22 protein-coding genes are annotated in these 22,725 nt (G+C 59.6%); 10 read left to right on the forward strand and 12 right to left on the reverse strand.

Going from position 1 to position 22,725, the window contains the following annotated elements; translation table 11 throughout:
• Nucleotides 1-8 precede the first annotated feature (8 nt).
• Nucleotides 9-1,181: an epoxide hydrolase family protein gene (locus tag LPZ50_RS07000; RefSeq protein ID WP_230659216.1), complete on the reverse strand. Its 1,173-nt coding sequence runs from the start codon at nucleotides 1,179-1,181 to the stop codon at nucleotides 9-11.
• 105 nt (nucleotides 1,182-1,286) lie between these two features.
• Between LPZ50_RS07000 and LPZ50_RS07005 the strand changes: the two genes are divergently transcribed.
• Nucleotides 1,287-1,862, forward strand: a complete 576-nt coding sequence (locus LPZ50_RS07005; protein WP_230659219.1) for a CGNR zinc finger domain-containing protein — start codon at nucleotides 1,287-1,289, stop codon at nucleotides 1,860-1,862.
• Between the two features lie 79 nt (nucleotides 1,863-1,941).
• Here LPZ50_RS07005 and LPZ50_RS07010 read toward each other — a convergent pair whose 3' ends face one another.
• Nucleotides 1,942-2,847, reverse strand: coding sequence for a LysR family transcriptional regulator (locus LPZ50_RS07010; RefSeq protein WP_230659221.1), 906 nt, complete (start codon nucleotides 2,845-2,847; stop codon nucleotides 1,942-1,944).
• Between the two features lie 128 nt (nucleotides 2,848-2,975).
• Between LPZ50_RS07010 and LPZ50_RS07015 the strand changes: the two genes are divergently transcribed.
• From LPZ50_RS07015 to LPZ50_RS07025, 3 genes are read left to right on the forward strand one after another with little or no spacing between them, the layout of a single operon-like run.
• Nucleotides 2,976-4,235: an amidase gene (locus LPZ50_RS07015; RefSeq protein WP_230659222.1), complete on the forward strand. Its 1,260-nt coding sequence runs from the start codon at nucleotides 2,976-2,978 to the stop codon at nucleotides 4,233-4,235.
• Nucleotides 4,236-4,278: 43 nt separating this feature from the next.
• The gene (locus LPZ50_RS07020; protein WP_230659223.1) at nucleotides 4,279-4,617 is read left to right on the forward strand and encodes a cupin domain-containing protein; all 339 of its coding nucleotides are present in this window, start codon (nucleotides 4,279-4,281) and stop codon (nucleotides 4,615-4,617) included.
• A 28-nt stretch (nucleotides 4,618-4,645) separates the two neighbouring features.
• Nucleotides 4,646-5,617, forward strand: a complete 972-nt coding sequence (locus tag LPZ50_RS07025; RefSeq protein ID WP_230659225.1) for a Bug family tripartite tricarboxylate transporter substrate binding protein — start codon at nucleotides 4,646-4,648, stop codon at nucleotides 5,615-5,617.
• Between the two features lie 88 nt (nucleotides 5,618-5,705).
• Here LPZ50_RS07025 and arsH read toward each other — a convergent pair whose 3' ends face one another.
• From arsH to LPZ50_RS07065, 8 genes are all read right to left on the reverse strand, one after another.
• Nucleotides 5,706-6,425 (reverse strand): arsenical resistance protein ArsH, encoded by a 720-nt coding sequence (arsH, locus tag LPZ50_RS07030; protein WP_329957649.1) that lies wholly within the window; start codon nucleotides 6,423-6,425, stop codon nucleotides 5,706-5,708.
• A complete protein-coding gene (gene arsC, locus LPZ50_RS07035) occupies nucleotides 6,418-6,840 on the reverse strand; it encodes an arsenate reductase (glutaredoxin) (protein ID WP_230659226.1) in 423 nt (140 codons plus the stop codon). The genes arsH and arsC overlap by 8 nt, the downstream gene beginning before the upstream one ends.
• Nucleotides 6,841-6,870: 30 nt before the next feature.
• Complete coding sequence (locus LPZ50_RS07040; RefSeq protein WP_329957650.1) at nucleotides 6,871-8,058, reverse strand: MFS transporter; 1,188 nt, start codon at nucleotides 8,056-8,058, stop codon at nucleotides 6,871-6,873.
• 1 nt (nucleotide 8,059) lies between these two features.
• A complete protein-coding gene (arsB, locus tag LPZ50_RS07045) occupies nucleotides 8,060-9,139 on the reverse strand; it encodes an ACR3 family arsenite efflux transporter (RefSeq protein ID WP_230659227.1) in 1,080 nt (359 codons plus the stop codon).
• Between the two features lie 60 nt (nucleotides 9,140-9,199).
• Entirely contained in the window at nucleotides 9,200-9,526 is a 327-nt protein-coding gene (locus tag LPZ50_RS07050; RefSeq protein ID WP_230659229.1) for an ArsR/SmtB family transcription factor, read from the reverse strand.
• Between the two features lie 126 nt (nucleotides 9,527-9,652).
• A complete protein-coding gene (locus LPZ50_RS07055) occupies nucleotides 9,653-9,751 on the reverse strand; it encodes an entericidin A/B family lipoprotein (protein WP_419195573.1) in 99 nt (32 codons plus the stop codon).
• Nucleotides 9,752-9,859: 108 nt separating this feature from the next.
• Nucleotides 9,860-10,045 (reverse strand): CsbD family protein, encoded by a 186-nt coding sequence (locus LPZ50_RS07060; protein ID WP_230659233.1) that lies wholly within the window; start codon nucleotides 10,043-10,045, stop codon nucleotides 9,860-9,862.
• A gap of 241 nt (nucleotides 10,046-10,286) precedes the next feature.
• Nucleotides 10,287-10,673, reverse strand: coding sequence for a GNAT family N-acetyltransferase (locus tag LPZ50_RS07065; protein ID WP_230659235.1), 387 nt, complete (start codon nucleotides 10,671-10,673; stop codon nucleotides 10,287-10,289).
• Nucleotides 10,674-11,279: 606 nt separating this feature from the next.
• Here LPZ50_RS07065 and LPZ50_RS07070 point away from each other — a divergent pair.
• Nucleotides 11,280-14,807 (forward strand): P-loop NTPase fold protein, encoded by a 3,528-nt coding sequence (locus LPZ50_RS07070; RefSeq protein ID WP_230659237.1) that lies wholly within the window; start codon nucleotides 11,280-11,282, stop codon nucleotides 14,805-14,807.
• A gap of 206 nt (nucleotides 14,808-15,013) precedes the next feature.
• Complete coding sequence (locus LPZ50_RS07075) at nucleotides 15,014-15,796, forward strand: DUF2971 domain-containing protein (RefSeq protein ID WP_230659239.1); 783 nt, start codon at nucleotides 15,014-15,016, stop codon at nucleotides 15,794-15,796.
• A 1,025-nt stretch (nucleotides 15,797-16,821) separates the two neighbouring features.
• Here LPZ50_RS07075 and LPZ50_RS07080 read toward each other — a convergent pair.
• Nucleotides 16,822-17,043: a hypothetical protein gene (locus LPZ50_RS07080; protein ID WP_230659241.1), complete on the reverse strand. Its 222-nt coding sequence runs from the start codon at nucleotides 17,041-17,043 to the stop codon at nucleotides 16,822-16,824.
• 655 nt (nucleotides 17,044-17,698) lie between these two features.
• Between LPZ50_RS07080 and groES the strand changes: the two genes are divergently transcribed.
• The 4 genes from groES to LPZ50_RS07100 all read left to right on the forward strand — a co-directional run bounded on the left by groES (nucleotide 17,699) and on the right by LPZ50_RS07100 (nucleotide 22,001).
• Entirely contained in the window at nucleotides 17,699-17,986 is a 288-nt protein-coding gene (groES, locus tag LPZ50_RS07085; protein ID WP_012250823.1) for a co-chaperone GroES, read from the forward strand.
• Nucleotides 17,987-18,019: 33 nt separating this feature from the next.
• Complete coding sequence (gene groL / locus LPZ50_RS07090) at nucleotides 18,020-19,660, forward strand: chaperonin GroEL (RefSeq protein ID WP_230659243.1); 1,641 nt, start codon at nucleotides 18,020-18,022, stop codon at nucleotides 19,658-19,660.
• A gap of 185 nt (nucleotides 19,661-19,845) precedes the next feature.
• Nucleotides 19,846-20,772: a YihY/virulence factor BrkB family protein gene (locus tag LPZ50_RS07095; protein WP_230659246.1), complete on the forward strand. Its 927-nt coding sequence runs from the start codon at nucleotides 19,846-19,848 to the stop codon at nucleotides 20,770-20,772.
• A gap of 161 nt (nucleotides 20,773-20,933) precedes the next feature.
• On the forward strand, nucleotides 20,934-22,001 hold the full coding sequence (locus LPZ50_RS07100) for a DUF481 domain-containing protein (RefSeq protein WP_230659248.1): 1,068 nt from the start codon (nucleotides 20,934-20,936) through the stop codon (nucleotides 21,999-22,001).
• A 175-nt stretch (nucleotides 22,002-22,176) separates the two neighbouring features.
• Here LPZ50_RS07100 and LPZ50_RS07105 read toward each other — a convergent pair.
• The coding region (locus LPZ50_RS07105) for a molybdopterin cofactor-binding domain-containing protein (RefSeq protein ID WP_230659250.1) at nucleotides 22,177-22,725 on the reverse strand (549 nt) is incomplete at its 5' end.

The following is a 22,725-nucleotide window of genomic DNA, read 5'->3' on the forward strand; positions in this document are numbered from 1 at the left end:
GCGCGACTTCATCGGGCAGCCGCCAGCACCGCCGCCAGGCCCTCCTGCAGATCCTTGACGAAGTACCCGGGCACCTCCAGCGACGGGAAATGCCCCCCGCTCTCGGGCGACCGCCAGCGCACGATCTGGCGATACCGCTCCTGCGCCCAGGGTCGCGGGCATTTTTCAATGTCGCGGGGATAAACGCTGATTGCCGCCGGCACATCGACCCGAAGCCCGGGATCGAGCGAATCGTGGCTTTCGTAGTAAATGCGGGCCGCCGACGCGCCCGTGCGCGTCAGCCAATACAAGGTGACGTCATCAAGAATGCGGTCGCGGGAAATCGTCTCGAACGGGCTGTCGTCGGTATCGGTCCACTCGGCGAACTTGTCCAGAATCCAGGCCAGCAGCCCAACCGGTGAATCCACCAGCGAATAGCCGATAGTTTGCGGCCGGGCCGCCTGCTGTTTCGCGTAGGCGGCGCGGTAGCGCCAGAAGTCGCGCGTTTCTTCGGCCCACCTGCGCTCTGCCGCCGTCAGCCCATCCATGCTCAGTCCAGGCGGCGCCTGCGCAAGCGTGGTGTGGATGCCCAGCACGTTGGCTGGAAACCTGCCGCCGAGAATCGCGGTGATGACACCGCCCCAGTCACCACCGTGGGCGAGGAACTTGCCGTAGCCCAGCCGTCCCATCAGTTCCACCCACGCGGCCGCGATTTTCTCGGTTCCCCATCCGGTGGAGGCCGGCTTGTCGCTATAGCCGAAGCCCGGCAACGAGGGCGCCACGACATGAAACGCCGGCGCGTCCGCATTTTTCGGGTTTGCCAATTCGTCCACGATATCCATGAATTCGACCACGCTGCCTGGCCAGCCATGCGTCAGGACCAGGGGCGTGGCACCTGCGCGCCCGGAACGGCGGTGCAGAAAGTGGATGCCCAGGCCATCGATGGTGGTGCGGAACTGCCCGATGCCGTTAAGGCGCGCTTCGCACGACCGCCAGTTGTAATCGGTGCGCCAGTAGTCCACCACGCTGGCCAGGTCCGCCAACGGAACGCCCTGCTCCCATCGGCGCGGGCCGGGCGCGGCACTCCGTACCGTCTCGGCCTCCGGCAGCCGCGCCGCGGCAAGCCGCGCGCGCAGGTCGTCGAGGTCGGCGTCGCTTGCGCGGGCTTCAAATGCTTGTATGTCGTGACTGGGACGGGGCATGGGATCTCCTGGCAAGAAGGTGAAACCGGCAGCAAACCATCAAGAACCGGCTAAGACGGTTCTAACATGCTGTCGAGAACATCGTCAACCGGCTAAGATGGTTCCATGCGCACCCCATTTCCTGACTTTCGCCTTGGCAGCGTGCTGTCCACCAGCTTCACCGGGACGCTGACCGAGCGCCAAGGACAACCCGTGGAACGGATTCCCACGCCCCAACGGCTGATGGACTGGCTGGCGGTGCAAGGCCTGGCCGTAAATTCCTGCACGCTTGCCCAACTGGAGCGCGCCCGGGAACTGAGAGAAGCGATCCACGCCGTGGCGACAGCGGCCGCGCAGGGGGCGGCCCTGCCCGCGTCTTCCGTGCAGATCATCAATAACTACAGCATCCAGGGCCGCGCCGCCGCGGTCCTGACGGCCGAGGGCTCGCGGCAATGGCAGCTTGGCCCGGCTTGCGGCGTGGAAGACGCCCTGAGCGTGATCGCCGCCGACGCGATCAGCATCATCGCGGGCGAACGGTACGGGAAACTGGCCCTGTGCGCATCGCCTACCTGCCGCGCGGCCTTCTTCGACTCGAGCCAAAGCCGCACCCGCAGATGGTGTGACATGAACACATGCGGGAACCGGCAGAAGAAAGCGCGCTTCAATGCGAACCAGCGCAAGAATCCTGGTTCGGCGAAATAAACGCGGGCCTGGAACAGAAATTCGCCGGGATTCTCCTGCTGCCGCATGTCACGCATTCAGCCTTGAACCAGGGTCTCGGTCAAATCCCGTGATGGAGGTTCCCGGCTTCGAGCAGGGTCGCGATCAGTTCCTTCACCAGGTTATTGCGTTGAGCGGTTTCAGGCCTGACGCACAATCGATGGTGCCGGGCCGCCCACGGCTCATCCAGTCCAACGATGACGATATCGTCAAGGGATTCCTTGGCCAGAGCCGACATAGGCACGACGCCTATTCCCACTCCCGACGCGATCAGCCGCAGCACGGCAGGATATCCAGAGACCTGCATGCGTACGTCGAGCTGCCGTCCCAGTGCCTGCGCGAAATTGATCAGGTAGGTATGCATCGCCGTACCGTTAAGCAAACATACGAACGGGAGGTCCAGGCAAGCGGCAAAGCGTGTGGATTCCTGCCGGGCCAGGGCTGCCGCGGGCGGGGCCGCGACGACCAGCCTGTCTTCGCGATAGGGCAGGAAATCCAGTTCTGGATGCTCCGCCGCCACGGCGACAATGCCCACGTCGGCGCGCTTCTGCGCCACGGCAGCCACGATGTCGGGGCCTTGCCGTTCTTCCAGCGCAATACGCGCCGACGGGAAAGACCGGAAAAACGGCAAGAGGTCGTCGGCCAGCCAGGAATTGATGGCGTTGTTATTGGCGAACAGGGTGACATGATTCAATACCCCGCTCGAAAACGGCGTCATGTCCGCGTGCATCTGCCCCAATTGCGCAATACAGCGGCGCGCGTGCTCCAACATCACCATGCCGGCCGCGTTGGGAATGACACCGCGCGCCTGCCGTGTAAACAGGCGGGTTCCGAAAGACTCTTCAAGCGCTTTCAGCCGAAGGCTGGCGGACGACGGAGCCAGGTGACAACGCTGGGCACCGCGGGACACACTGCCTTCGTCTGCGATCGCTACGAATAGCTTGAGATCCACCAGGTCGTAGTGCATGTTTGATCGTAGCACGCGCAGCTTTTGCCTAAGACAAAAGCACATATTGCCAATACTCGCTTGTCGCCGCGTGGCCGGATTTCAATAATGCCTCTCCAGCCATCCCAAACGACGAACGGTAATGACATATGCGAGCCAACGCAATCAGCACAACCGGCCAACACGGCGAAGCCCCCGGCGCAACGGAACATCCGAGCCTTACGCAGGCAGGAATGCATGGCGCCTTCGTCAAGGATGGGTTGAACTACCAGCCTCGAGTTCCGCAAACGTCCTCACGGCTTGAAGGCCTGCGCCTGGCGGTCAAGGACGTATTCGATGTGGCCGGCTTGCGTACCGGGGCCGGCAATCCCGCGTGGTGGCGGAAGCAACCTATCGCGCAGACCTCGGCTCCTGCTGTGTCGGCACTGCTCGCTGCCGGCGCAAGATGGGCCGGAAAAACGGTTACCGACGAACTCGCCTCCAGCCTGACCGGCTCCAATGTGCATTACGGCACGCCGGTCAATCCCGCTGATCCGCGGCGTCTACCCGGAGGCTCATCCTCTGGCTCGGCCGTGGCCGTGGCCGGCGGCCATGCCGAAATAGCGCTTGCCACCGATTGCGGCGGTTCGGCACGCCTGCCCGCGAGCTACTGCGGAATCTGGGGAATCAGGCCATCCCATGGCTGCGCGGGAATGTCGGGATTTCCGCTGGCTCCCAGCTTTGACACGGTCGGATGGTTCACGGCCTCGGGAAAAGTGTTGATGGATGTCTTGCATGTCGTTGTTCCCGACGCGCGTGTCCGCGAGCCGCGTTCGTGGGTGGTTCCCGAGGATGCCCTGGCCATCTGCGGCCCGGAAGTGCGAGTCGCGATGGCCAACCTGCTTATGAAACTGGATTTGCCTCGGAAATCCATACCCGCAGGCACCCTGCCCTTGAACGCCTGGGCGAATGCCTACCGCGTGCTTGCCGGCGCTGAAATCTGGATGGAGCACGGCCATTGGGTCGCCGAAAACGGTGCGCATCTGGCTGACAACATCCTCAAGCATTTCATGGCTGCATCCCGCATAGGCGCCGAAGAAATCAGGCAAGAACGGCTCGTTCGCGAGACTGCCACGCAGATCCTGGCCGAGATACTTTCGGACGACGCCATCATTCTCATGCCTACGGTGCCTGGCCCGGCACCGTCGCGCTGTAGCCCGGCGGGCCTGCTCGCAGAAGAACGGCACCGCGTGCAGCAACTGGTTTCTGCGGCCGGCCTGGCGGGGCTGCCCCAGGTATCCATGCCATGGATCAAGGTCGATGGCGCCCCGGTCGGGCTGTCTCTCATCGGGGCCCGCGCCAACGACGGTGCCGTGATCCATGCCGCGCGGTCATTGGAAAAATTGTTTTCCTGCAACGAATCGATATAGCAGGAATTCGTATGTGCTTTCTACAAGGCCAGGAGCTGCACAAATGGAAAAAACCGACATAAACACAAGTTCGCCTCCGTATGAAGCGGAGCGCCGGGTCAGGCATGTCGACTATCCGGGACTGCGCATCACCGAATTGCAGGTTTCCCCGGGCCGATCGACTCCCTGGCACCACCATACCGAGGTGCAGGACACGATATACGTGGTTCGGGGACGAGTGGAAATATCGCTGCTCGACCCGCAGGAAACGGTGATTCTTGGCGTAGACGACAGCTACGCGATCAAACCTGGCCGGCGGCATCTCGTCCGCAATACCGAGTCGACCTCGACGACGTATCTGGTGATCCAGGGACGGGGAAAAATAGATTTCATCTCCACCTAGCCCTTGACGCCCCTGCATGGAAAAAACAATGAGACAACCGAGTATCTGCGCATCCGTAGCCCTTGTCTTCCTTCTGCAAGGCAATGCGGCGGCAGCCGAGAACTATCCTGACCGCCCTATAAACCTGGTCGTGCCGTATTCGGCAGGCGGGCCAAGCGATATTGCAGCGCGATTATTTGCCGTGAACCTCGAAAAAGAGCTGGGCACAACCGTGATCGTGCTGAACCGGCCTGGCGCCGCAAGTGCAATAGGAAACAATCAGGTCGCAAAGTCCAAGCCTGACGGATACACGCTGCTGTTCAACGGAACGATGACGGCGGTGGGCCTGCCCTATCTGCAAAAGGATATTCCCTACGACATTGAAAAGGACCTCACGCTGGTCAACCAGTTTGCGGCCGCGCCGCTGGCCATGTCCGTGAACGCCGCGCTTCCGATCCACAACGTAAAAGAACTGGTCGAATACGCCAAGGCGCGGCCGGGGCAAGTGAACTACGGATCTTCCGGCGTGGGAATGACTTACCACCTTGCGGCGGAGCAACTCAGTAAAGCAGTCGGAATCACCATGAATCATGTCCCATATAAAGGCGCCGCTCCCACGGTGACCGACCAGATAGGGGGGCTGATCGAAACCGCGTTCAATACCGCGCTTGCACTGGTGCCCTATGCCTCCGGCGACCGCCTGCGCGTTATCGGTGTGACAGGCAGCGAACGCCTGCCTCAATTTCCGGACGTTGCCACGTTCGAAGAGCAAGGGGTAACGATCAATGTGGAGACGCATTGGGGCGTGCTGGTTCCTTCGGGCACACCGACCGCAATCAAGCAGCTTCTCCATGAGACCACGGCAAGAATCGCCTATAAACCCGATGTCGTGAAAGGGCTCCAAGAACTGGCAAGCCGTCCTTTCACTTGTGCGAGCCTGGACGCTTGCGCCGATTTGCTGCATTCGGAAAACCGGATCGTGGGCGACCTGATCGAACAGACCGGGGTCGCTCCGCAATAACGCCGATCCGCAACGTGGCGGGTCGTGCCGGAACCCGCCGCGTTCTGTCCAGGCCGCATTGCGCCAGTCGCGTAGAAGCTGCGCCCGCTCAAATGGATGGTTGCCGCATCCGGGCCGAAAGGACAGCCGCGGTTTCCTTGCGCTCGCTATATCGATCCACAAGATAAGGTGCGGCATCGCGCGTCAGCAAGGTGAACTTCATCAGTTCTTCCATGACATCTACGACGCGATCATAGTAGGGCGAAGGTTTCATGCGCCCTGCATCGTCGAACTCTTGATACGCCTTGGCCACCGACGACTGGTTAGGTATGGTCAGCATCCGCATCCAGCGGCCCAGCAGGCGCATCTGATTCACGGCATTGAACGACTGCGACCCGCCCGACACCTGCATGACCGCAAGCGTCTTACCCTGGGTCGGACGCACGGCGCCTACCGACAGCGGAATCCAGTCGATCTGCGTCTTCATCAGCCCCGTCATGGCGCCGTGGCGTTCCGGCGAACTCCAGACCATCCCTTCCGCCCATTGCACCAGGCCGTGCAACTCGCGAACCTTTGGATGGCTGTCGCTGGCGTCATCGACCAACGGAAGACCGGAGGGGTTGAACAAGCGCGCCTCGCCTCCCAGGGCCTGGAGCAGCCGCGCGGCCTCCTCGGCAGCCAGACGGCTGTAGGAGCGCTCGCGCAACGATCCATACAGCACCAGGAAGCGCGGCGCATGGATCGCACGCTTGGGCGCGCCCAGTTCCGCGGCACTGGGCGCGTGCAATAGCGACGCGTCGATGTTGGGCAGGTGCACGAGCTCAGACACGGCGGCCTTCCGCGTCGATCACTGGCTCGCCGTCTTCCTTGTTGAATGCGCCGCGCTGTGGTTGCGGCAGAATATCCAGAACCGCCTCTGAGGGGCGGCACAGGCGCGTGCCAAGCGGGGTAACCACAATGGGACGGTTGATCAGAATCGGATACTGCAGCATGAAGTCGATCAGTTGCGCTTCCGTCCATTTCGGATCCGACAACCCCAGTTCGTGGTATGGCGTGCCTTTCTGCCGGAGTACGTCCCGCGCCGGCACGCCCATGGCAGAAATCAACGACTTCAGCGTTTCGGCGTCGGGCGGAGTCTTCAAATACTCGATAATCGCCGGCTCTTCGCCGCTGTTACGGATCAAGCCAAGAACATTGCGCGATGTCCCGCAAGCGGGGTTGTGATAGATCGTGACGGAACGCATAAGATACCTCTGTTAAAGCAAGACTGGATTTCAATGGGCTGCGGGCCGCGCACGCAGCAGGATCAGCGCGCAGCAGGCAGCCAGGCCGATACCTCCGGACAGCCATAACGCGCTGGATCCCCAGGCATCCAGCGCGACACCGAAGACAAACGGGGCAAGCGCTTGTGCGACCCGCGCCGGCATCATCAGCCACCCTTGGCGCGCGCCATAGCCCAGCGGGCCGAATAGCGCCAGCGGCAAAGTGCCCTTCGCGATGGTCAGGATCCCATTGCCCGCCCCATGCAGGATGGCAAACACCGGGGCCATCGCTGGGCCGCCGGTCAGCAACACCGCCACGCCGGCAGGATGCGCCAGCGCGGCCAGCCGCGCTGACAGCAATGGATGAACTTGCCGCAGAAGGCCGAACTCAAGCAGCCGGCCGGCTACTTGTGCGGGACCAATGAGCGCTCCCACGGCCACGGCTGCGGCGAGCGTGGATCCCGCGGCTTCCAACATCCGCGGCAGATGCGTGGCCATCGCCGTGCTGATGAACCATGTTGCCGCGAACACGAATGCCAGCAGGACAGTGGCATACCGTTGCTGCCCCGGCTCGGAAGCCGGGGACGCGTCGACATGCTTCGCATCCGCGGCATTCAGGCTTTCCGCTTTTGCCACCGCTGGCGCTTTGGGAAGCCAGGCGTTCAGCGGCAAGCCAATCAGTAGATGCATGATCGTCCAGCCGAAGCATGCGCCGCGCCAACCGGATTGCGCTTCCATCCAGGCGGAAAGCGGCCATCCAACAGTGCTGGCGAATCCGGCGATCAAGGTGATCCCCGTGATGGCGCCACGGGCATGATGGCCGTAAAGGCGCACCAGGCTGGAAAAGGCGGCTTCATAAAGCCCGGCCCCCATCGCCACGCCAATGACGAGCCAGCCCGCCACCATCGTCCAGAGCCCCTGGGCGATGCCGAGCATGCCCAGCCCCAGTGCAAACAGCAAACTCGTGCTGGCCAGGACGATACGGCCGCCGCGACGGTCGATCGCTTGTCCGGCCCACGGACCCACAAGCGCCGAGGCCACCATGGCAGCGGAAAAGGCGGCGTAGACTGTCGGCGCCGACACGCCCAGGTCGCCAGCCATCGCATCCGCCAGCATTGCCGGCAGGTAGTAGGATGACGCCCAGGCCAGCGTCTGGGCCGTTCCTAAAGTGCCTACTACCCGAACCGAGACGGCTTGCACGTCAGTGCTGCTGAAGGCCGGCGTTGTACCAGCCCTTGCTCTGGTTGACGATGCGCACGACGAGCAACATGACAGGCACCTCGATGAGCACTCCCACGACCGTCGCCAGGGCAGCGCCAGACTGGAATCCGAACAGGCTGATCGCGGCTGCGACGGCCAGTTCAAAGAAGTTGGACGCCCCGATCAGGGCGGACGGGCACGCAATGCTGTGCTTCTCGCCGACACGGCGATTCAGCCAGTAAGCCAGGCCTGAATTGAAGAACACCTGGATGAGAATGGGCACGGCCAGCATCGCGATCACCAACGGCTGGCCAATGATGGCTTCGCCCTGGAACGCGAATAGCAATACCAGCGTCAGCAGCAAGGCAGCCATCGAGAACGGCCCGATTCGCTCCAGCGCCCGGTCGAAGGCCGCCTGCCCGCGGCGCAACAGCGCGCGTCGCCAAAACTGGGCAAGAATGACCGGAATGACGATGTACAGCCCGACCGATACCAGCAGCGTGTCCCATGGCACGGTGATGGCCGATAGGCCCAGCAGCAGCCCAACGACGGGCGCGAAGGCGAACACCATGATCGTGTCATTCAGCGCCACCTGGGACAGCGTGAAGACAGGGTCGCCGCCCGTCAGCCGGCTCCATACGAACACCATCGCCGTGCATGGCGCGGCGGCCAGGAGGATCAGGCCCGCTATGTAGCTGTCCAGCTGGTCTGCGGGCAACCAGGGGGAAAAGACCTGCCGGATGAACAGCCAGCCCAGGAACGCCATCGAGAACGGCTTGACGGCCCAGTTGATGAACAGGGTCACGCCTATGCCGCGCCAGTGCTGCTTGACCTGGCCCAGCGCGCCGAAGTCCACCTTGAGCAGCATCGGGATGATCATCACCCAGATCAGAATTCCCACCGGCAAATTCACTTGCGCGACATCCAGGCGCCCGATGGCCTGGAAGAACCCGGGCATGAGCTGGCCGAGTACGACCCCCAGCACGATGCAGAGAAATACCCACAACGTGAGATAGCGTTCGAAAACGCTCATCGCGGGGCGCTGCGGCAGAGCAGGCGCCGCCGGTGCATTGGACGACATCGAGTTATCCCCTGTGTCTGGTAGAGGCGAATCGAGCAATGGACTGCGTGCAAGCCCCGATCAGCACGCCGTGCACGCCGTGGGGTTGGCAACCTCGCAGGGCGCGCCTTGGCAACAATGTTCGGTAAGGTAGCCAAGCAACCCATTCATCCGGGAAAAGTCCGCGCGGTAGATCAGGTTCCGGCCTTGCTGTTCGACGGTGACCAGGCCGGCATGGGCCAGTTCCTTCAAGTGGAACGACAAGGTATTGCGGGCCACGCCGAGTTGGTCGGCCAGGACGCTGGGGGTAAGCCCCGGCAGACCCGCAACCACCAGGGAACGGAAGGTGCGCAGCCGCTGAGGGTGGGCAAGCGCGCCGAGGGCGGAGATGGCGTGAGCTTCATTCATTATTCGATAATACAACGTTTATAGAATTATTGGCAGAAAATTTCGGCACGCCAACCGCCCCGGGGCTTCGCAGCCGGGGCAATATACCGGGCCCGGGCTGATGTGCCCCGTCGCCCGGCGTCACAATCACCGCGCCTGCTGCTGGATCTTTTCGCCGCCGCGCTCGATATCCTTGCCGGCACCCTCCATGGTGTTGCAACCCGCCGAGGCGGCCGCCACGGCCATCGTCAATACAAGCCAGAATGTCTTTTTCATCATGCGCTCCTTGCAGGCGGCCCACGGGGCCTGATGGAAAGCATCCGCCGACCCCGGCCGAATCGGCGGCCGCCGAACCTACTTCTTCTTCAGCGCGTCGCGCGCCTCGTCTTTCGCCTCGCCGACATTGCGCTGCACCTTGCCGGCAGCATTCTCCATCTTGCCTTCGGCCTCGGTATCGCGATTGCCGGTCAGCTTGCCGGCCTTCTCTTTGATTGTGCCCTTCACTTCCTTGGCGGTGCCCTTGATGCGGTCGTTGTCCATGACACACTCCTTACATTTCCTGCGTTGCGGGAATTGGCCTGGAGCCGGAACCACGACGTCGCCGCGAACCCGGCCGAGGACAAGCCCACTATAGAAACGTGCGCGCGGCCGCGTAAGAGGAGACAGGACCAGTTTTATTAGTACTTTTCTACCTGCCCGCCTGGATGGTTCGTATCCGGGGCATGGCCCAATAAGTTCTCAACACGCTGAAACTCGACAACCCCATTGCCGCCCCTATTTTTCATTGGTAGCCGCAACGGCCGTAGAGCGCTATTGCTTCTTGTTGGAGATTGCCTGTTTCCAGCACAAATTGAGGGCAGCCTTGGTCTTTTGCTTGCGTTTCCAGAAAGCACAGCACTGCGCGTGCAACTCCCTTTCCCCGATGGGATGGTTTCGTGTAGAAGCGTTTAAGCTCGCCATAGGCGGCTTGCAAGACCATGGCGCCGCAGGCAATGACGTGGCCGTCATGGTCTCGCGCAACGGCAAAAAGCACATTCGACTTTTCAAGTGCATGAATGTCAATGCCATGATGGCTCTCAGCGGGGTAGAGCGGCTTTTGGAAGGCGTCCAGATCGTCGATGAGCTGTAATACGTCAGGCTGGCTAGGCGATTCAAGAGAAATCTTCATCAGTACATTGGTTTCCTATCGTGCGCTACGGTCCTGGAACCGAGGTCCATGCCGCCGATGCACCATTATGGCCTGTCTCTCTGGAATGGGCCCCGCAGGGGCGCGACGAAGAGCCTAACCCCGAAAGTCAGCCGGGAAGTCCCGCCAGGCTTGGTTCTAGTTTTTGGGACAGTTCAGGTATAGGCGAACGTCGACTGTTGAAGTTCATTCAAGTCTGAACATACAAATCAATAAAACCAACGGCTTACAAGAAATGGACCATTCACTTCTGCACTAGAGTTTCACTTAAGCTTGAATTTTGCGATAGAAATTTCATTGAAGTTTGAACTTTGCAATTTCCCCCTTGGCCACTCCGCGGATGTTGATGTCGAATCCGGCAATGTCTGCACTCCATGCGATAGCGCACAACGTCAATTTGAATTGAGCTGCCGGATGCCGCCGGTTGAAAACCTGTCCTGGAGCCGATGTGGCTCGAACTGGTGCCCCAAGTTACCGGCAACACTCAACCCTAATTCGCTGTAACGTCTTAGAATTTTCCTTGCAGTTCGTATCTATATGTATTAAATAAATAACAAATCAAAAAGATGTCAGCGACGGGAGGAACCTGTGAACGGTTTTGTGAAAGCACGCCGGACAATCATCTTTGACAGACCCACTGATAGTGATTTGTTTTCAGGTGGTGCTCATGCCCGAACGGCCAGTTCACTGGCATCGTTAATCTACAGTTTTGACGCGACGACCAGAGCTATTGGATTGGAAGGGCGCTGGGGCTCTGGCAAGTCATCGATTGTCGAGATAGCGAAAAAGCAGCTGGAATCAGATTCCGCCGATGCGCCGGCCGACCGAAAGCGAACGTACCAGATCTTTACGTTCGATCTTTGGACAGCACAAACAGGAAATTTCCGTCGGACTTTTCTGGAGCAGTTGATCACATGGCTCGAAACACTGCCCGGAGCCAACAAATCAAAACTTGCGACTATATACGATTCGATCACCAATCGGACCGTTCACACGCGGACCGAGAACACGAAGAAGTTCAGTAAGTTCGGGTTGCTCGTCGTTATATTTCTGCTGCTCTTGCCATTGATCTACGTCTGGCTTAGTCCGATTGGGATCTCAAAATCAGGGGTGCCCTTCCTCGACCGGCCCTCTTATGGCGCGCTTGGCATAGTCGGACTAATGCTTGGAGCCACAATTTGGAATGTCGTACGGCTTAGACTTAAGGACCAGCCTCCAAGTCGGCCAATATTACGCAAGTTGGTGGGCGAAAAAGAGGATACCAGGGTGGCGAGAGCCGGTCGGCCGATGAGCTGGCTCGAAGCAGTCTCGCGGACCCTGTCTGTTTTCTCGAAGGATGCCGAGACCACAAATATTGACCAACGAGTGCGAGAAGTCGACCCATCCCAGCACGAGTTCGAAGAGACGTTCAAGGACATTATTTCCCAGTTCCAAACGGAACAGAGAAGAATCATCGTCGTCATAGACAACGTGGATCGGCTTCCCGCAGGCCGAATTGCCGAAGCCTGGTCCAACATTCGGAGCATATTGGCGAGCGAGCGCACCCGAGATGGCGTGGACAAAAAAGTGACCGTTATCGTTCCGTACGATAGGGACCACATCGTCGAAGCTTTGAAGTCGCACGACAAGGCAGGCGCACTGGCCCAGGATGACGTGCTGCGCAAGTCTTTTGACGCCATTCTTTTCGTGGCGCCACCGGTCATTGCGGATGCCTCAGCATTTTTCCAACAGAACCTCGATAAGGTACTGGGAAAAGAGATCAACGACGAAGATACCTATCGCGTCTTCAAGATATTTGACCTGTCTCGAGGCAGCGAAGCGACAACACCTCGTCAGATCATAGCCTTCATCAATGCTATGACTACCCTTTGGGACCAATGGCAGGGGAGCATACCACTACCCACTGTGGCACTGTTTCTGGCGAAGCGCGACAGCTTTGTACGTGATCCTGGAATTCTTCGACGCCCTTCCGAGATCGACGAACGTCTGCGAGATTTAGCGGCAGAGCCTAACCTGTTTGCCCATCTTGCTGCACTCACGTACAACGTAGACGCACAATACGCACTGCAGGTGCTATTGCATGGGCGAATCGAACAAATTTTCACCGCCCGCATTGATGAGGAAGTGCTCAACGGCATTCTTAACGCTCCGGGGTGGGATGCCATTCTGCCAGATGTCTATAGAGATAACGCAAAAGGATGGGCTTCGACTTCTATAACCCAGTTCAAGCATGCTGCCCGAAATCTCGCAACCCTCAAAACGGGTGCGGCTCAGAAGCTCGAGGGAAAACGCGCGTTGCTCAACAGCTTCTCCGCGCTTGCGGGTGTCGCGCCGTCTCAGTGGAAGGACCATACCGATCTCATCAGTCTCTATCAGATCTGCAATTTCAATGAGAGCCGGGAGCTTACGAAAGCGCTGATAGCATTTCTAGATCGAGGTCTACCAGTAGAGATTAGTGAGCGGATATTTTCAGAAGGTGAACAGTGGATTGAATTTATGTTAGCGATGCACAGTGGCATCGCCGCGCAACTATCCAGCGATGAGGCCACTCAACTCATCAAGGATATAGCCGTTCCGCAAGGTGTCGACCTCCTCCTTGGTATCGCTTATGGCGCAGACAACACAAATTTGAAGCTCACCGACTTCACTAAGCTGTCTCGGAGCAATGAATTGGTGGCCAACCTCCAGTCGAGATTGACCGCCGAACCCGGGGTGTTCTACCACGCCTGGAATCAGCTTTCACACTTAACCAATGGGCATGACATCACCAAATTCAGTGAGGTATTGAACACGTACCTCAAGGACAATAAGATCAGCGACGAAGACGATCTACATGCTTTTCACTTAGTCTATCCGCTTCTGTTCACGAAAGCGGGAGATCAAAAAGCAGCCATTGCTGCTCGCAAGCAACTCCTGGATAGTGGCTCCATCTACCATCACTTTAGTGTCGCCGAGAAGATGGAACCTGGGGAGGCTGCCACCAAGATCATCGGCAGCTGCCTTTGGATCATCCTTGACTCCAATCAAGGCAAAGCTCCCACAGCGAAGGATTTGCAGGCCCACCCGTTCGGCAACTTAACGACTGAGCAAAATGCGACTCGCACCAAAATTACCGAAGGCGCGTTCTCTGAACCGGTACTTGTTCAAGTTGCAGCACTAGTTTCCCAAAACCGATCACTCTCCCAATGGATCTCTTATGCGGCGAATAGTCAAGAAGCCACTTTAACGGCACAAAAGGTCATTACCCAGACTATACGCAGCGTGCGCTCGTCGGCGCCCAGGCCAGACACGATCTGGACCCACTACGATTTTCTTAAAGACTTACTCGGAATGGAGATCGCTACCATTCTTGAGAACTCAGGAAACGCGTACAAAACAGAACTCTGGGAGGATTTTGAGCCGCTTGATCTAACCAGACCGGTCGTGGCTGACAACGCTCAGCGCCAAGAGCCCGGTTGGTTAGCCTTCTACCGAAAAATAGATCAATGGCTACTCAGCCAGGATGCGATCCGTCTGCAGGAGGCGCTGTTTGAAGAGGACGGGCTTTTATCACTGTTGGAGCAACGAGTGATGGATGCAAACCTTACGCTCGCTCCTGACCGCCTCAAAGCCGCCATTTCGGCGCATTGTGTGGCATTGTTGAATCAGACATGTACATCAACCTCCGACATGGACATTGCTTGGCGCGCGATGCCGATGAATAGCCGCACAGGTTTGGCCCAGGATCTAGTGGATCTGCTAGCTCCCATCGCCGTTCATGCTCTTGGCATAACAGCGGCGATTATTTCCTACTCGGCACTCATGAATGATCTTCCCCTAACCAAGCGTCCCAGCATTACTACGCGGAAGATCATCTTGCCATTGGTCGTGGCAGGACTAGAGAACTCCGAACACGCAATCGTCTATTTGGAGCGGCATAGTGATGAGCTCAGGCAAGCACTCCAACAAGTCGATGCGGCACATGTGGGAGAAATTATCGAACAGCTGGGCGAACCAAATGAAGACGACGAGGCAACGGGCCCACGTTTACGCATTTACAGTGCACTCGGGCTATCACCAGCGCGAAGTGACACCTTTCCAGATGAGGGCACACAGGAGACCGCAGGCACTTCCTGATATCGGTGGTTGCGTAAGAGAAATCAAACAAGTCCTTACGTGGCAGCGGTTCTCGAGAGGCTGTTAGAACGTTGATGGCCGAGCGCGGCATGGGTGTAGCCCGGATCTGCAGGGAAGTAGGAATTTTCGATCTTTTTCTTGCATACGAGAACCAGCGCATGGCTGCGCTGTCAACAACTCTTTTTGAAACTTAGCAGGCCCGCGACATGCGCCTCTACTACATGACGAGTCTTGCAACGCTTGAACGGTACATCCTTCCAGATATGAGAATTCGGATCTCCACGTTCGACAGAGTGAATGACCCATTTGAACTTTTGAGTCCTGCACAAAAAGATCGGCGGTTCCGTCGTCATTTCTCGGCGCTCTATGAATACTGGGTCGGTAGCTTTGGATTTATCAGTCTCAGCCAACGCTGGAAAAGTCCATTAATGTGGGCGCACTACGCAGAGCGTCATACAGGCGTGTGCCTAGGAATAGATGTTGCCACCGAAACTGTCAAACAGGTTAGCTATAAGCCAAAACGCCTAGACTACATTTTGGATAAGCTGCCGTTGGAGGTTGCTACTGACGAGGACGTGATTCGCACTGTCGCCACCACAAAATATGAAGAATGGAAATACGAGCAAGAATGGCGATATCTCACTCGACTGAACGGCAAGGGCGACGAGAACGGTTACCACTATATTCCCTTTAATCCGGCGTTCGAGCTTCGCGAAATCATTCTTGGCGCTCGCTGTCAGCGAGACTTAGACGAAGTCCGGAAGCTGGTAGTTGGAAATACAGAAGAGATCAAGATAATGAAGGTCCGAGCAGCGTTCGGAACTTTCGAAATGGTTCAGCAGCAACTTCATGGCTCGTTTACCATCAGTCCACTCCATCAGGTGAACGGTATCGGTACGCATTCAGAACGAAGGCGGCGCCAAATTCACCGCAAACGATGCCTGGAAGAATCAGATCTGCTTGACGAGAGTTCTAACTCCCTGGAATGAGTCCGCTGAATCGACCAGAATTTCGTAGATATCTCGAAGGCGAAAATTATGGTAGTCGAGGAGATTTTTATGAGCGGCAACAGGTACATGGATGAGTACAAGACCAACGCCGGGAAAACCCCGTCCAGTATCCGGCACGACGAGGGGATGTCATGTATTCGTGGCAAGTGGCAGCCAAGCTAACCTCAAGACGCTGCGTCCGCCACGGAGCGCACTCGCGACCGTTAAAGAGCCAGCATCGCGACAAGACGACCAGCTAACGATCCTTCCGGTCTCAAGATTGAAATGGGCACCCAGCTCACACCAGACAGCCTCGCGCACATTGGGGATCTACCTCGGCCACAGGTATATATAGACTAGGATGGAGCAGAGCTTGAGGCCCGGCTGGAACTTCGGTTGATCCGAGAGATAGATGAAGCTGCCGACCAGGATTCTTGGTGACACATTGCTAACTACCAGCGCCTCTCACGCACGGCGCCCCTCCATTTGACGAAGCCAACCACCAGACGTATAGCGCGGTCCCTTTACCCTTCTACCACCTTTCGCACCCGCCGATCAGGCGCCACGAACTGCGCCCGCAGCTCTGGGGAGTCCGCTTGATGTGTGGACTTACGCCATGTTTCATAGGCTCCGGCATCTAGTATGTGGGCCTCGATCTCAATTATGCCCGCCAGTGCCCATCGAGCCCGCGCAATCGCGGCGGCGTGGAACGTGGCAGGCAAGCCCTTCATCTTCGGCTGGTAGTGTGCCAGATCCTTGTCTTCGGCATAGCGCACGACCGGTATAGGCCCGCTCGGTATTCCAAACTTAGAAGCCAGAGCGTGCACCTGGGCAATGAGACTCTCTGTCATCTCCCTAGATGCCTCTTCCAGTTTGACGACGGCCGTTGCTACGCCCTCGGGAACAGCATTGCGCCCAGACTCCCAGTGCCTGACGGTCCGCTCCCGGACTGCACAAAAATCCGCGAACCAGGGCACTGATAAGCCCAAGGCTTCGCGGATAGTCTTAAGATCAGTTCCTGTCATTTACTTCAGACAAAAGCGCAAATCGGCCTCAAGTTGTGCTCTACCAGGAACGCCACCAACCGAGTCGTCGGCGGACAGGGTATAGCGCAAACTGGGCAACCTAACAGGGGCTCCACTGATCACGCTGAAGACCCGCGTGTAGCCGTCGTCTTGGGTAAGGCTAAGCCCAGTGTTGTGGCCGTCAAGGATGATATCGCCGTTAATGGCGAGAGAAAGGGACATGACTTTGCTCCTAGAGCGGACCTCGTGCCAATCACAAGGTCATGCCGAGATAATAGTTCCGATTTCGGAACTGAACAAGAAGCTCTGTCATGGAGCTTAGCCACGAGCGGGACTAGTGAGCACGGCGTCGGTGAGCCAGTTTTTCCAGTAGTAGATCTACACTTGAAATCCAAACTGGGCTAACCATCCTAATCGATTGGCTTTTGCATCATCCCGGGAAGCGTGCTGACATTGCCGCGTAAGGCGACGGCGAAACGGTACGAAGAAACGGCTCTTGGTTCACCACCGTCATGCACTATGGTCCTGGAACGTGGGCGGCACCGTAGCGCCGATTCGCCATTATGGCTTGTCTAGGACGGGCCGCGCAGGGGCGCGGCGGGAGGACCTAACCCCCCGAAAATCGGCCGGGAAGCCGCGCCAGGCTTGGCTCTAGATTTTGGGGACAGTTCCAACTTCAGTGAACAGAATTCCAACTTGAATGAAATTCGGCATCGACATCGCTGCTGCCAAAAATGTAACAGCACCCCCTTCCCCCCTTGAATCGCCTTTCATCATCCCTATAATTAGCACTCGCTGCCGGTGAGTGCTAACGATGCACTACGTCGGCTTGAAACCGATCATTTTCACCCTCTCTATATAGAAACAGGAGTTCCTCATGGCCCTGCGTCCCCTGCACGATCGCGTGATCGTCAAACGCCTGGACAACGAGCGCAAGACTGCCTCGGGCATCGTCATTCCCGACAGCGCCGCCGAAAAGCCGGATCAAGGCGAAGTCGTGGCCGTTGGCCCGGGCAAGAAGACCGAAGACGGCAAAGTGCTGCCGGTCGACCTGAAGGCTGGTGACAAAGTGCTGTTCGGCAAGTATGCCGGCCAGTCGGTGAAAGTCGATGGCGAAGAGCTGCTCGTCATCCGCGAGGAAGAAATCCTCGCCGTGATCCAGTAATTACCTGAACCGAATTTTCGAAGGAAGCTAACAATGGCTGCCAAGCAAGTCCTGTTCGGCGACGACGCCCGCGTCCGCATCGTCCGTGGCGTGAATGTCCTCGCCAATGCCGTCAAAACCACCCTGGGCCCCAAGGGCCGCAACGTTGTGCTCGAGCGTTCGTTCGGCGCCCCCACCGTCACCAAAGACGGCGTGTCGGTTGCCAAGGAAATCGAACTGAAAGACAAGTTCGAGAACATCGGCGCCCAACTGGTGAAAGACGTTGCCTCGAAGACCTCGGACAACGCCGGCGACGGCACCACCACCGCCACCGTGCTGGCCCAGGCCATCGTGCAAGAAGGCCTGAAGTACGTTGCCGCCGGTTTCAACCCCATCGACCTGAAGCGCGGTATCGACAAGGCCGTGGCCGCTGCCGTGGCTGAACTGGCCAAGCAATCGAAGCCGGTTACCACCAGCAAGGAAATCGCCCAGGTTGGCTCCATCTCGGCCAACAGCGACGAATCCATCGGCAAGATCATCGCCGACGCGATGGACAAGGTCGGCAAGGAAGGCGTCATCACCGTCGAAGACGGCAAGTCGCTGGACAACGAGCTGGACGTCGTCGAAGGCATGCAATTCGACCGCGGCTACCTGTCGCCCTACTTCATCAACAACCCCGACAAGCAAGTCGCCGCGCTGGACGATCCGTACGTCCTGATCTTCGACAAGAAGATCAGCAACATCCGCGACCTGCTGCCCGTGCTGGAACAAGTCGCCAAGTCGAGCCGTCCGCTGCTGATCATCGCTGAAGACGTCGAAGGCGAAGCGCTGGCCACCCTGGTGGTGAACAACATCCGTGGCATCCTGAAGACCACCGCCGTGAAGGCGCCTGGCTTCGGCGACCGCCGCAAGGCCATGCTGGAAGACATCGCCATCCTGACGGGCGGCGTGGTCATCTCGGAAGAAACCGGCATGTCGCTGGAAAAGGCCACCCTGGAAGACCTGGGCCAGGCCAAGCGCATCGAAGTGGCCAAGGAAAACACCACCATCATCGACGGCGCTGGCGACAGCAAGTCGATCGAAGCGCGCGTCAAGCAAGTCCGCGTCCAGATCGAAGAAGCCACTTCCGACTACGACCGTGAAAAGCTGCAAGAGCGCGTGGCCAAGCTGGCCGGCGGTGTTGCCGTGATCCGCGTCGGTGCTGCCACCGAAGTCGAAATGAAGGAAAAGAAGGCCCGCGTCGAAGACGCCCTGCACGCAACCCGTGCCGCGGTGGAAGAAGGCGTGGTGGCTGGCGGCGGCGTGGCGTTGCTGCGTGCCAAGCAAGCCATTTCCGACCTGAAGGGCGACACGCCCGACCAGAATGCCGGTATCAAGCTGATTCTGCGTGCCGTCGAAGAACCCCTGCGCATCATCGTTACCAACGCCGGTGAAGAAGCCAGCGTGGTGGTCGACACGGTGCTCAAGGGCAAGGGCAACTTCGGCTACAACGCCGCTACCGGCGAGTACACCGACCTGGTCGAGCAAGGCGTGCTGGATCCCACCAAGGTTACCCGCACCGCCCTGCAAAACGCCGCCTCGGTGGCCAGCCTGCTGTTGACGGCCGAAGCCGCCGTGGTGGAACTGGCTGAAGACAAGCCCGCTGCTCCTCCCATGCCCGGCGGCATGGGTGGCATGGGCGGCATGGACTTCTAAGTCCAGGCCCTCGGCCTGCACTCCCGGCCTGCCGGGGGTGCGCCAGATCCACACCCCCGGGGTTCGCCCCCGGGGGTGTTTTGTTTTGTGGCGCCGGCAGCGGCAGCCCGGGCACGCGGCTTGCGAATTGTGGCCGGGCAACCGCGCACCCTACAATGCGTGGACTCGACTGCAGAATGAGCGCCATGACTATCTCGCCCCGTTTGCTGCAAGTGCTGCACCCTTCGGAAATCTACAAGCTGCTGGTGGCGTCGGCCAAGCAGTGGTCCAGCCACCGGGCGTCCAGCAAGGGCGCGGCGCTGTCCTTGTACATGGTGTTCTCGCTGGCGCCCATGCTGATCCTGGTGATCGCGGTGGCGGGCATTTTCTTTGGCGAGGCCGCGGTCCGTTCGGAATTGTTCTCGCAGGTGCGGGACTTGACCGGCGCACGCGGCGCCGAGGTCATCCAGACCGTGCTGGCCAGCGCGCAGGAGTCCAGCGGCGGCTGGATAGCGGCCTTATTGTCGATCATGGTGCTGGTGTTCAGCGCGACCACGGCGTTTGCCGAACTGCAGGCCAGCCTGGACGAACTGTGGGACGCCACCAGCCAACGGCGATCGGGTTTGCAGGGCATGGTGCGCAGCCGCATGGTGTCGTTCGGCCTGGTACTGGTGCTGGCGCTGTTCCTGCTGTTGTCGCTGATGATGAACGCCGCGCTGGGCGCGGCCAAGGGCTATTACGGCGAATTGTGGGAACACTCGACTTTTGCCTTGGTGGCGGGCTGGATCGCGAACCTGTTTTCCTTCGCCGTGGTCACCGCGCTGTTCGCGGTGGTATACAAGCTGCTGCCCAGTATTGCCATCCCGTGGCGCGATGTCATCCCGGGTGCCATCGTCACCGCCGGGCTGTTCCTGGTCGGCAAGTGGGGGATCGGCCTGTACCTGGGCCGCGGCGGCACGGTGTCGGCCTATGGCGCGGCCGGCTCGCTGATCGCGCTGCTGCTGTGGATTTACTATTCGGCGCAGATCTTCTTCTTCGGCGCGGTGTTCACGCGGCAGTTCGCCGAACGCTTCGGCAGCCGGCGCAAGGATGCGCCAGCAGCCGAGGCAGGCCCCCCGCCCGAACCCACCTGACAGCCCGCGCAAGCTGCCGAATGTTGCGATTGGCAAGCCGATCTCTCGCAGCGGCTGGCTTATATACCAGGTGTAAGGGCGGGCTGCCGCCGGACGGAAACGGTCACATGGAGGGCCGCGGGCGCGTTTAGCATGGCGGCTTGTTATTTTGCCAGCCGCCCATGCCACGACACCTGACTGTTTCCGCACGCCCCTTTATTCCCGGTTCATGGCGCCTGACGGCGCTGGCGCTGGCCTTGCTGGCCGGCCCGGCCTGCGCCGACACGGTATGGCTGAGCAATGGCGACCGCATTACCGGCACGATACAGTCGCTGGATAATGGCCATCTGCTGGTGCACACCGAATATGGCGGCGACATCCGGATCGCGTTCGACAAGGTCAAGACGCTGCAGAGCGATACGCCGCTGGTGGTGCGTGATGCATCGATGGTGCACGACTACCGGGCCAAGCTGGTCGGTGCCGAGGCGGGCACCGTCGTGCTGAATGGCGTGCAGCGCGACCCGGACGGGGAACAGCCCGTGGAAGCCAACGTTCCCCTGGACTCGCTGGAAAGCGTGGTGCGGCCCCACCCCTTCCTGAACGAGGCGGCGGTGACCGGGCGCGTGGACCTGGCGGCCAACCAAAAGCGGGCCTCGACCGAGACGCAAGACTATTCCGCCGCGCTGAATACCACGGTGCGGCATGGCCTGTGGCGCCACCAGTTCAACGGTACCTATCGCCGCACCACGGAAGACAATGACGTCAATACCAACAACTACGGCCTGGACTACACGCTGGACCGCTTCCTGACGGAAAAGGCATTCTGGCAGGGACGTGTGATGCACCGGCGCGACTGGGTGGAAGACCTGAACCGCCAGACGGCCTACGGCACCGGGCCCGGCTACCAGTTCTGGGACAACGAGCTGGGCGCGTTCTCGCTGTCGGCGCTGGTGGGCCGCGTGCACTATGGGTACAGCGACGGCGCCAGCGACAATTCCTACGCGGGCAGCCTGCGCTGGGATTATGTGCGGTACTTCAGCGGCAAGCAGGTGGAACTGTTCACCAAGGGCGAACTGATGCGGCCCTTCAATGGCGACGCGGAACTGTCCATCAACGGCGAGGCCGGCGTCCGCTACAACGTGAACAGCTGGATGTCGCTATACCTGAAGTACGCGCGCAACCAGGTAACCGGCACGCGCGAAAGCCTGAACGAATCGATATACAGCACCGGGCTGGGGCTGCACTGGTAGTGGCGGGACGGTGTCTGGCACCCTGGCGGGAGCCAGACACCCAGCAACAGCCGGGTAATTACGCTACAGGCCCCATGGGTGTCTGACTCCCCGCAAGGGGTGTCAGACACCGTCCAACTAAGACAGTCGTGGCGCATAGCGGTGCCTGGCACCCTGGCGGGAGCCAGGCACCTGGCTACAGCAGGTCTTCGATGCGCACGGGCAGGTCGCGCACGCGCACGCCGGTGGCGTGGTAGACGGCGTTGGTGATGGCGGCGGCGATGCCGGCCAGGCCGATTTCGCCGATGCCGCGCGCGCCCACTTCGTTCCAGATGTAGTCTGGGTAGTCCAGGAAGCTGACATCCAGCTGCGGCGCATCGGCGTGCGTGGCCACGATGTAGTCGGCCAGGTTGCGGTTCACGGGCGCGCCGGAACGGTGGTCGTATTCGGTGTGTTCCAGCATGGCCATGCCTATGCCCATGATGATGGAGCCCTCGATCTGGTTGCGGCCGGTGCGGGTATTGACGATACGGCCGCCGTCGATGACGGTGACCACGCGCGCCACGCGCAGGCGCGCGGTGGCGAGATGCCAGGCCACTTCCACGAAATGCGCGCCATACGAGTTGATGGAGTACTGCTTCTTCAGTTCCTTGCCGGTGCCGGCATGGCCGTCGCCCGAGACACTGGCGACGCCGGCCGCCGCCAGCACCTGCGCCAGCGGCACCCCCGCGTCGGCAGGGCCGTC

It is taken from the genome of Bordetella petrii (assembly GCF_020991325.1).
GTDB classification, from domain to species: Bacteria; Pseudomonadota; Gammaproteobacteria; order Burkholderiales; family Burkholderiaceae_B; genus Bordetella_A; species Bordetella_A petrii_E.

Bases quoted from the DNA above. Each gene is read 5' to 3' on its own strand.
- LPZ50_RS07055 (WP_419195573.1), bottom strand. From the start codon at position 9,751: ATGGCCGTGGCGGCCGCCTCGGCGGGTTGCAACACCATGGAGGGTGCC.
- LPZ50_RS07000 (WP_230659216.1), bottom strand. From the start codon at position 1,181: ATGCCCCGTCCCAGTCACGACATACAAGCATTTGAAGCCCGCGCAAGC.
- LPZ50_RS07065 (WP_230659235.1), bottom strand. From the start codon at position 10,673: ATGAAGATTTCTCTTGAATCGCCTAGCCAGCCTGACGTATTACAGCTC.
- groES (WP_012250823.1), top strand. From the start codon at position 17,699: ATGGCCCTGCGTCCCCTGCACGATCGCGTGATCGTCAAACGCCTGGAC.
- groL (WP_230659243.1), top strand. From the start codon at position 18,020: ATGGCTGCCAAGCAAGTCCTGTTCGGCGACGACGCCCGCGTCCGCATC.
- LPZ50_RS07060 (WP_230659233.1), bottom strand. From the start codon at position 10,045: ATGGACAACGACCGCATCAAGGGCACCGCCAAGGAAGTGAAGGGCACA.
- LPZ50_RS07020 (WP_230659223.1), top strand. From the start codon at position 4,279: ATGGAAAAAACCGACATAAACACAAGTTCGCCTCCGTATGAAGCGGAG.
- LPZ50_RS07025 (WP_230659225.1), top strand. From the start codon at position 4,646: ATGAGACAACCGAGTATCTGCGCATCCGTAGCCCTTGTCTTCCTTCTG.
- LPZ50_RS07080 (WP_230659241.1), bottom strand. From the start codon at position 17,043: ATGTCCCTTTCTCTCGCCATTAACGGCGATATCATCCTTGACGGCCAC.
- LPZ50_RS07010 (WP_230659221.1), bottom strand. From the start codon at position 2,847: ATGCACTACGACCTGGTGGATCTCAAGCTATTCGTAGCGATCGCAGAC.
- LPZ50_RS07100 (WP_230659248.1), top strand. From the start codon at position 20,934: ATGCCACGACACCTGACTGTTTCCGCACGCCCCTTTATTCCCGGTTCA.
- arsC (WP_230659226.1), bottom strand. From the start codon at position 6,840: ATGCGTTCCGTCACGATCTATCACAACCCCGCTTGCGGGACATCGCGC.
- LPZ50_RS07075 (WP_230659239.1), top strand. From the start codon at position 15,014: ATGCGCCTCTACTACATGACGAGTCTTGCAACGCTTGAACGGTACATC.
- LPZ50_RS07005 (WP_230659219.1), top strand. From the start codon at position 1,287: ATGCGCACCCCATTTCCTGACTTTCGCCTTGGCAGCGTGCTGTCCACC.
- LPZ50_RS07050 (WP_230659229.1), bottom strand. From the start codon at position 9,526: ATGAATGAAGCTCACGCCATCTCCGCCCTCGGCGCGCTTGCCCACCCT.
- LPZ50_RS07015 (WP_230659222.1), top strand. From the start codon at position 2,976: ATGCGAGCCAACGCAATCAGCACAACCGGCCAACACGGCGAAGCCCCC.
- arsB (WP_230659227.1), bottom strand. From the start codon at position 9,139: ATGTCGTCCAATGCACCGGCGGCGCCTGCTCTGCCGCAGCGCCCCGCG.
- LPZ50_RS07095 (WP_230659246.1), top strand. From the start codon at position 19,846: ATGACTATCTCGCCCCGTTTGCTGCAAGTGCTGCACCCTTCGGAAATC.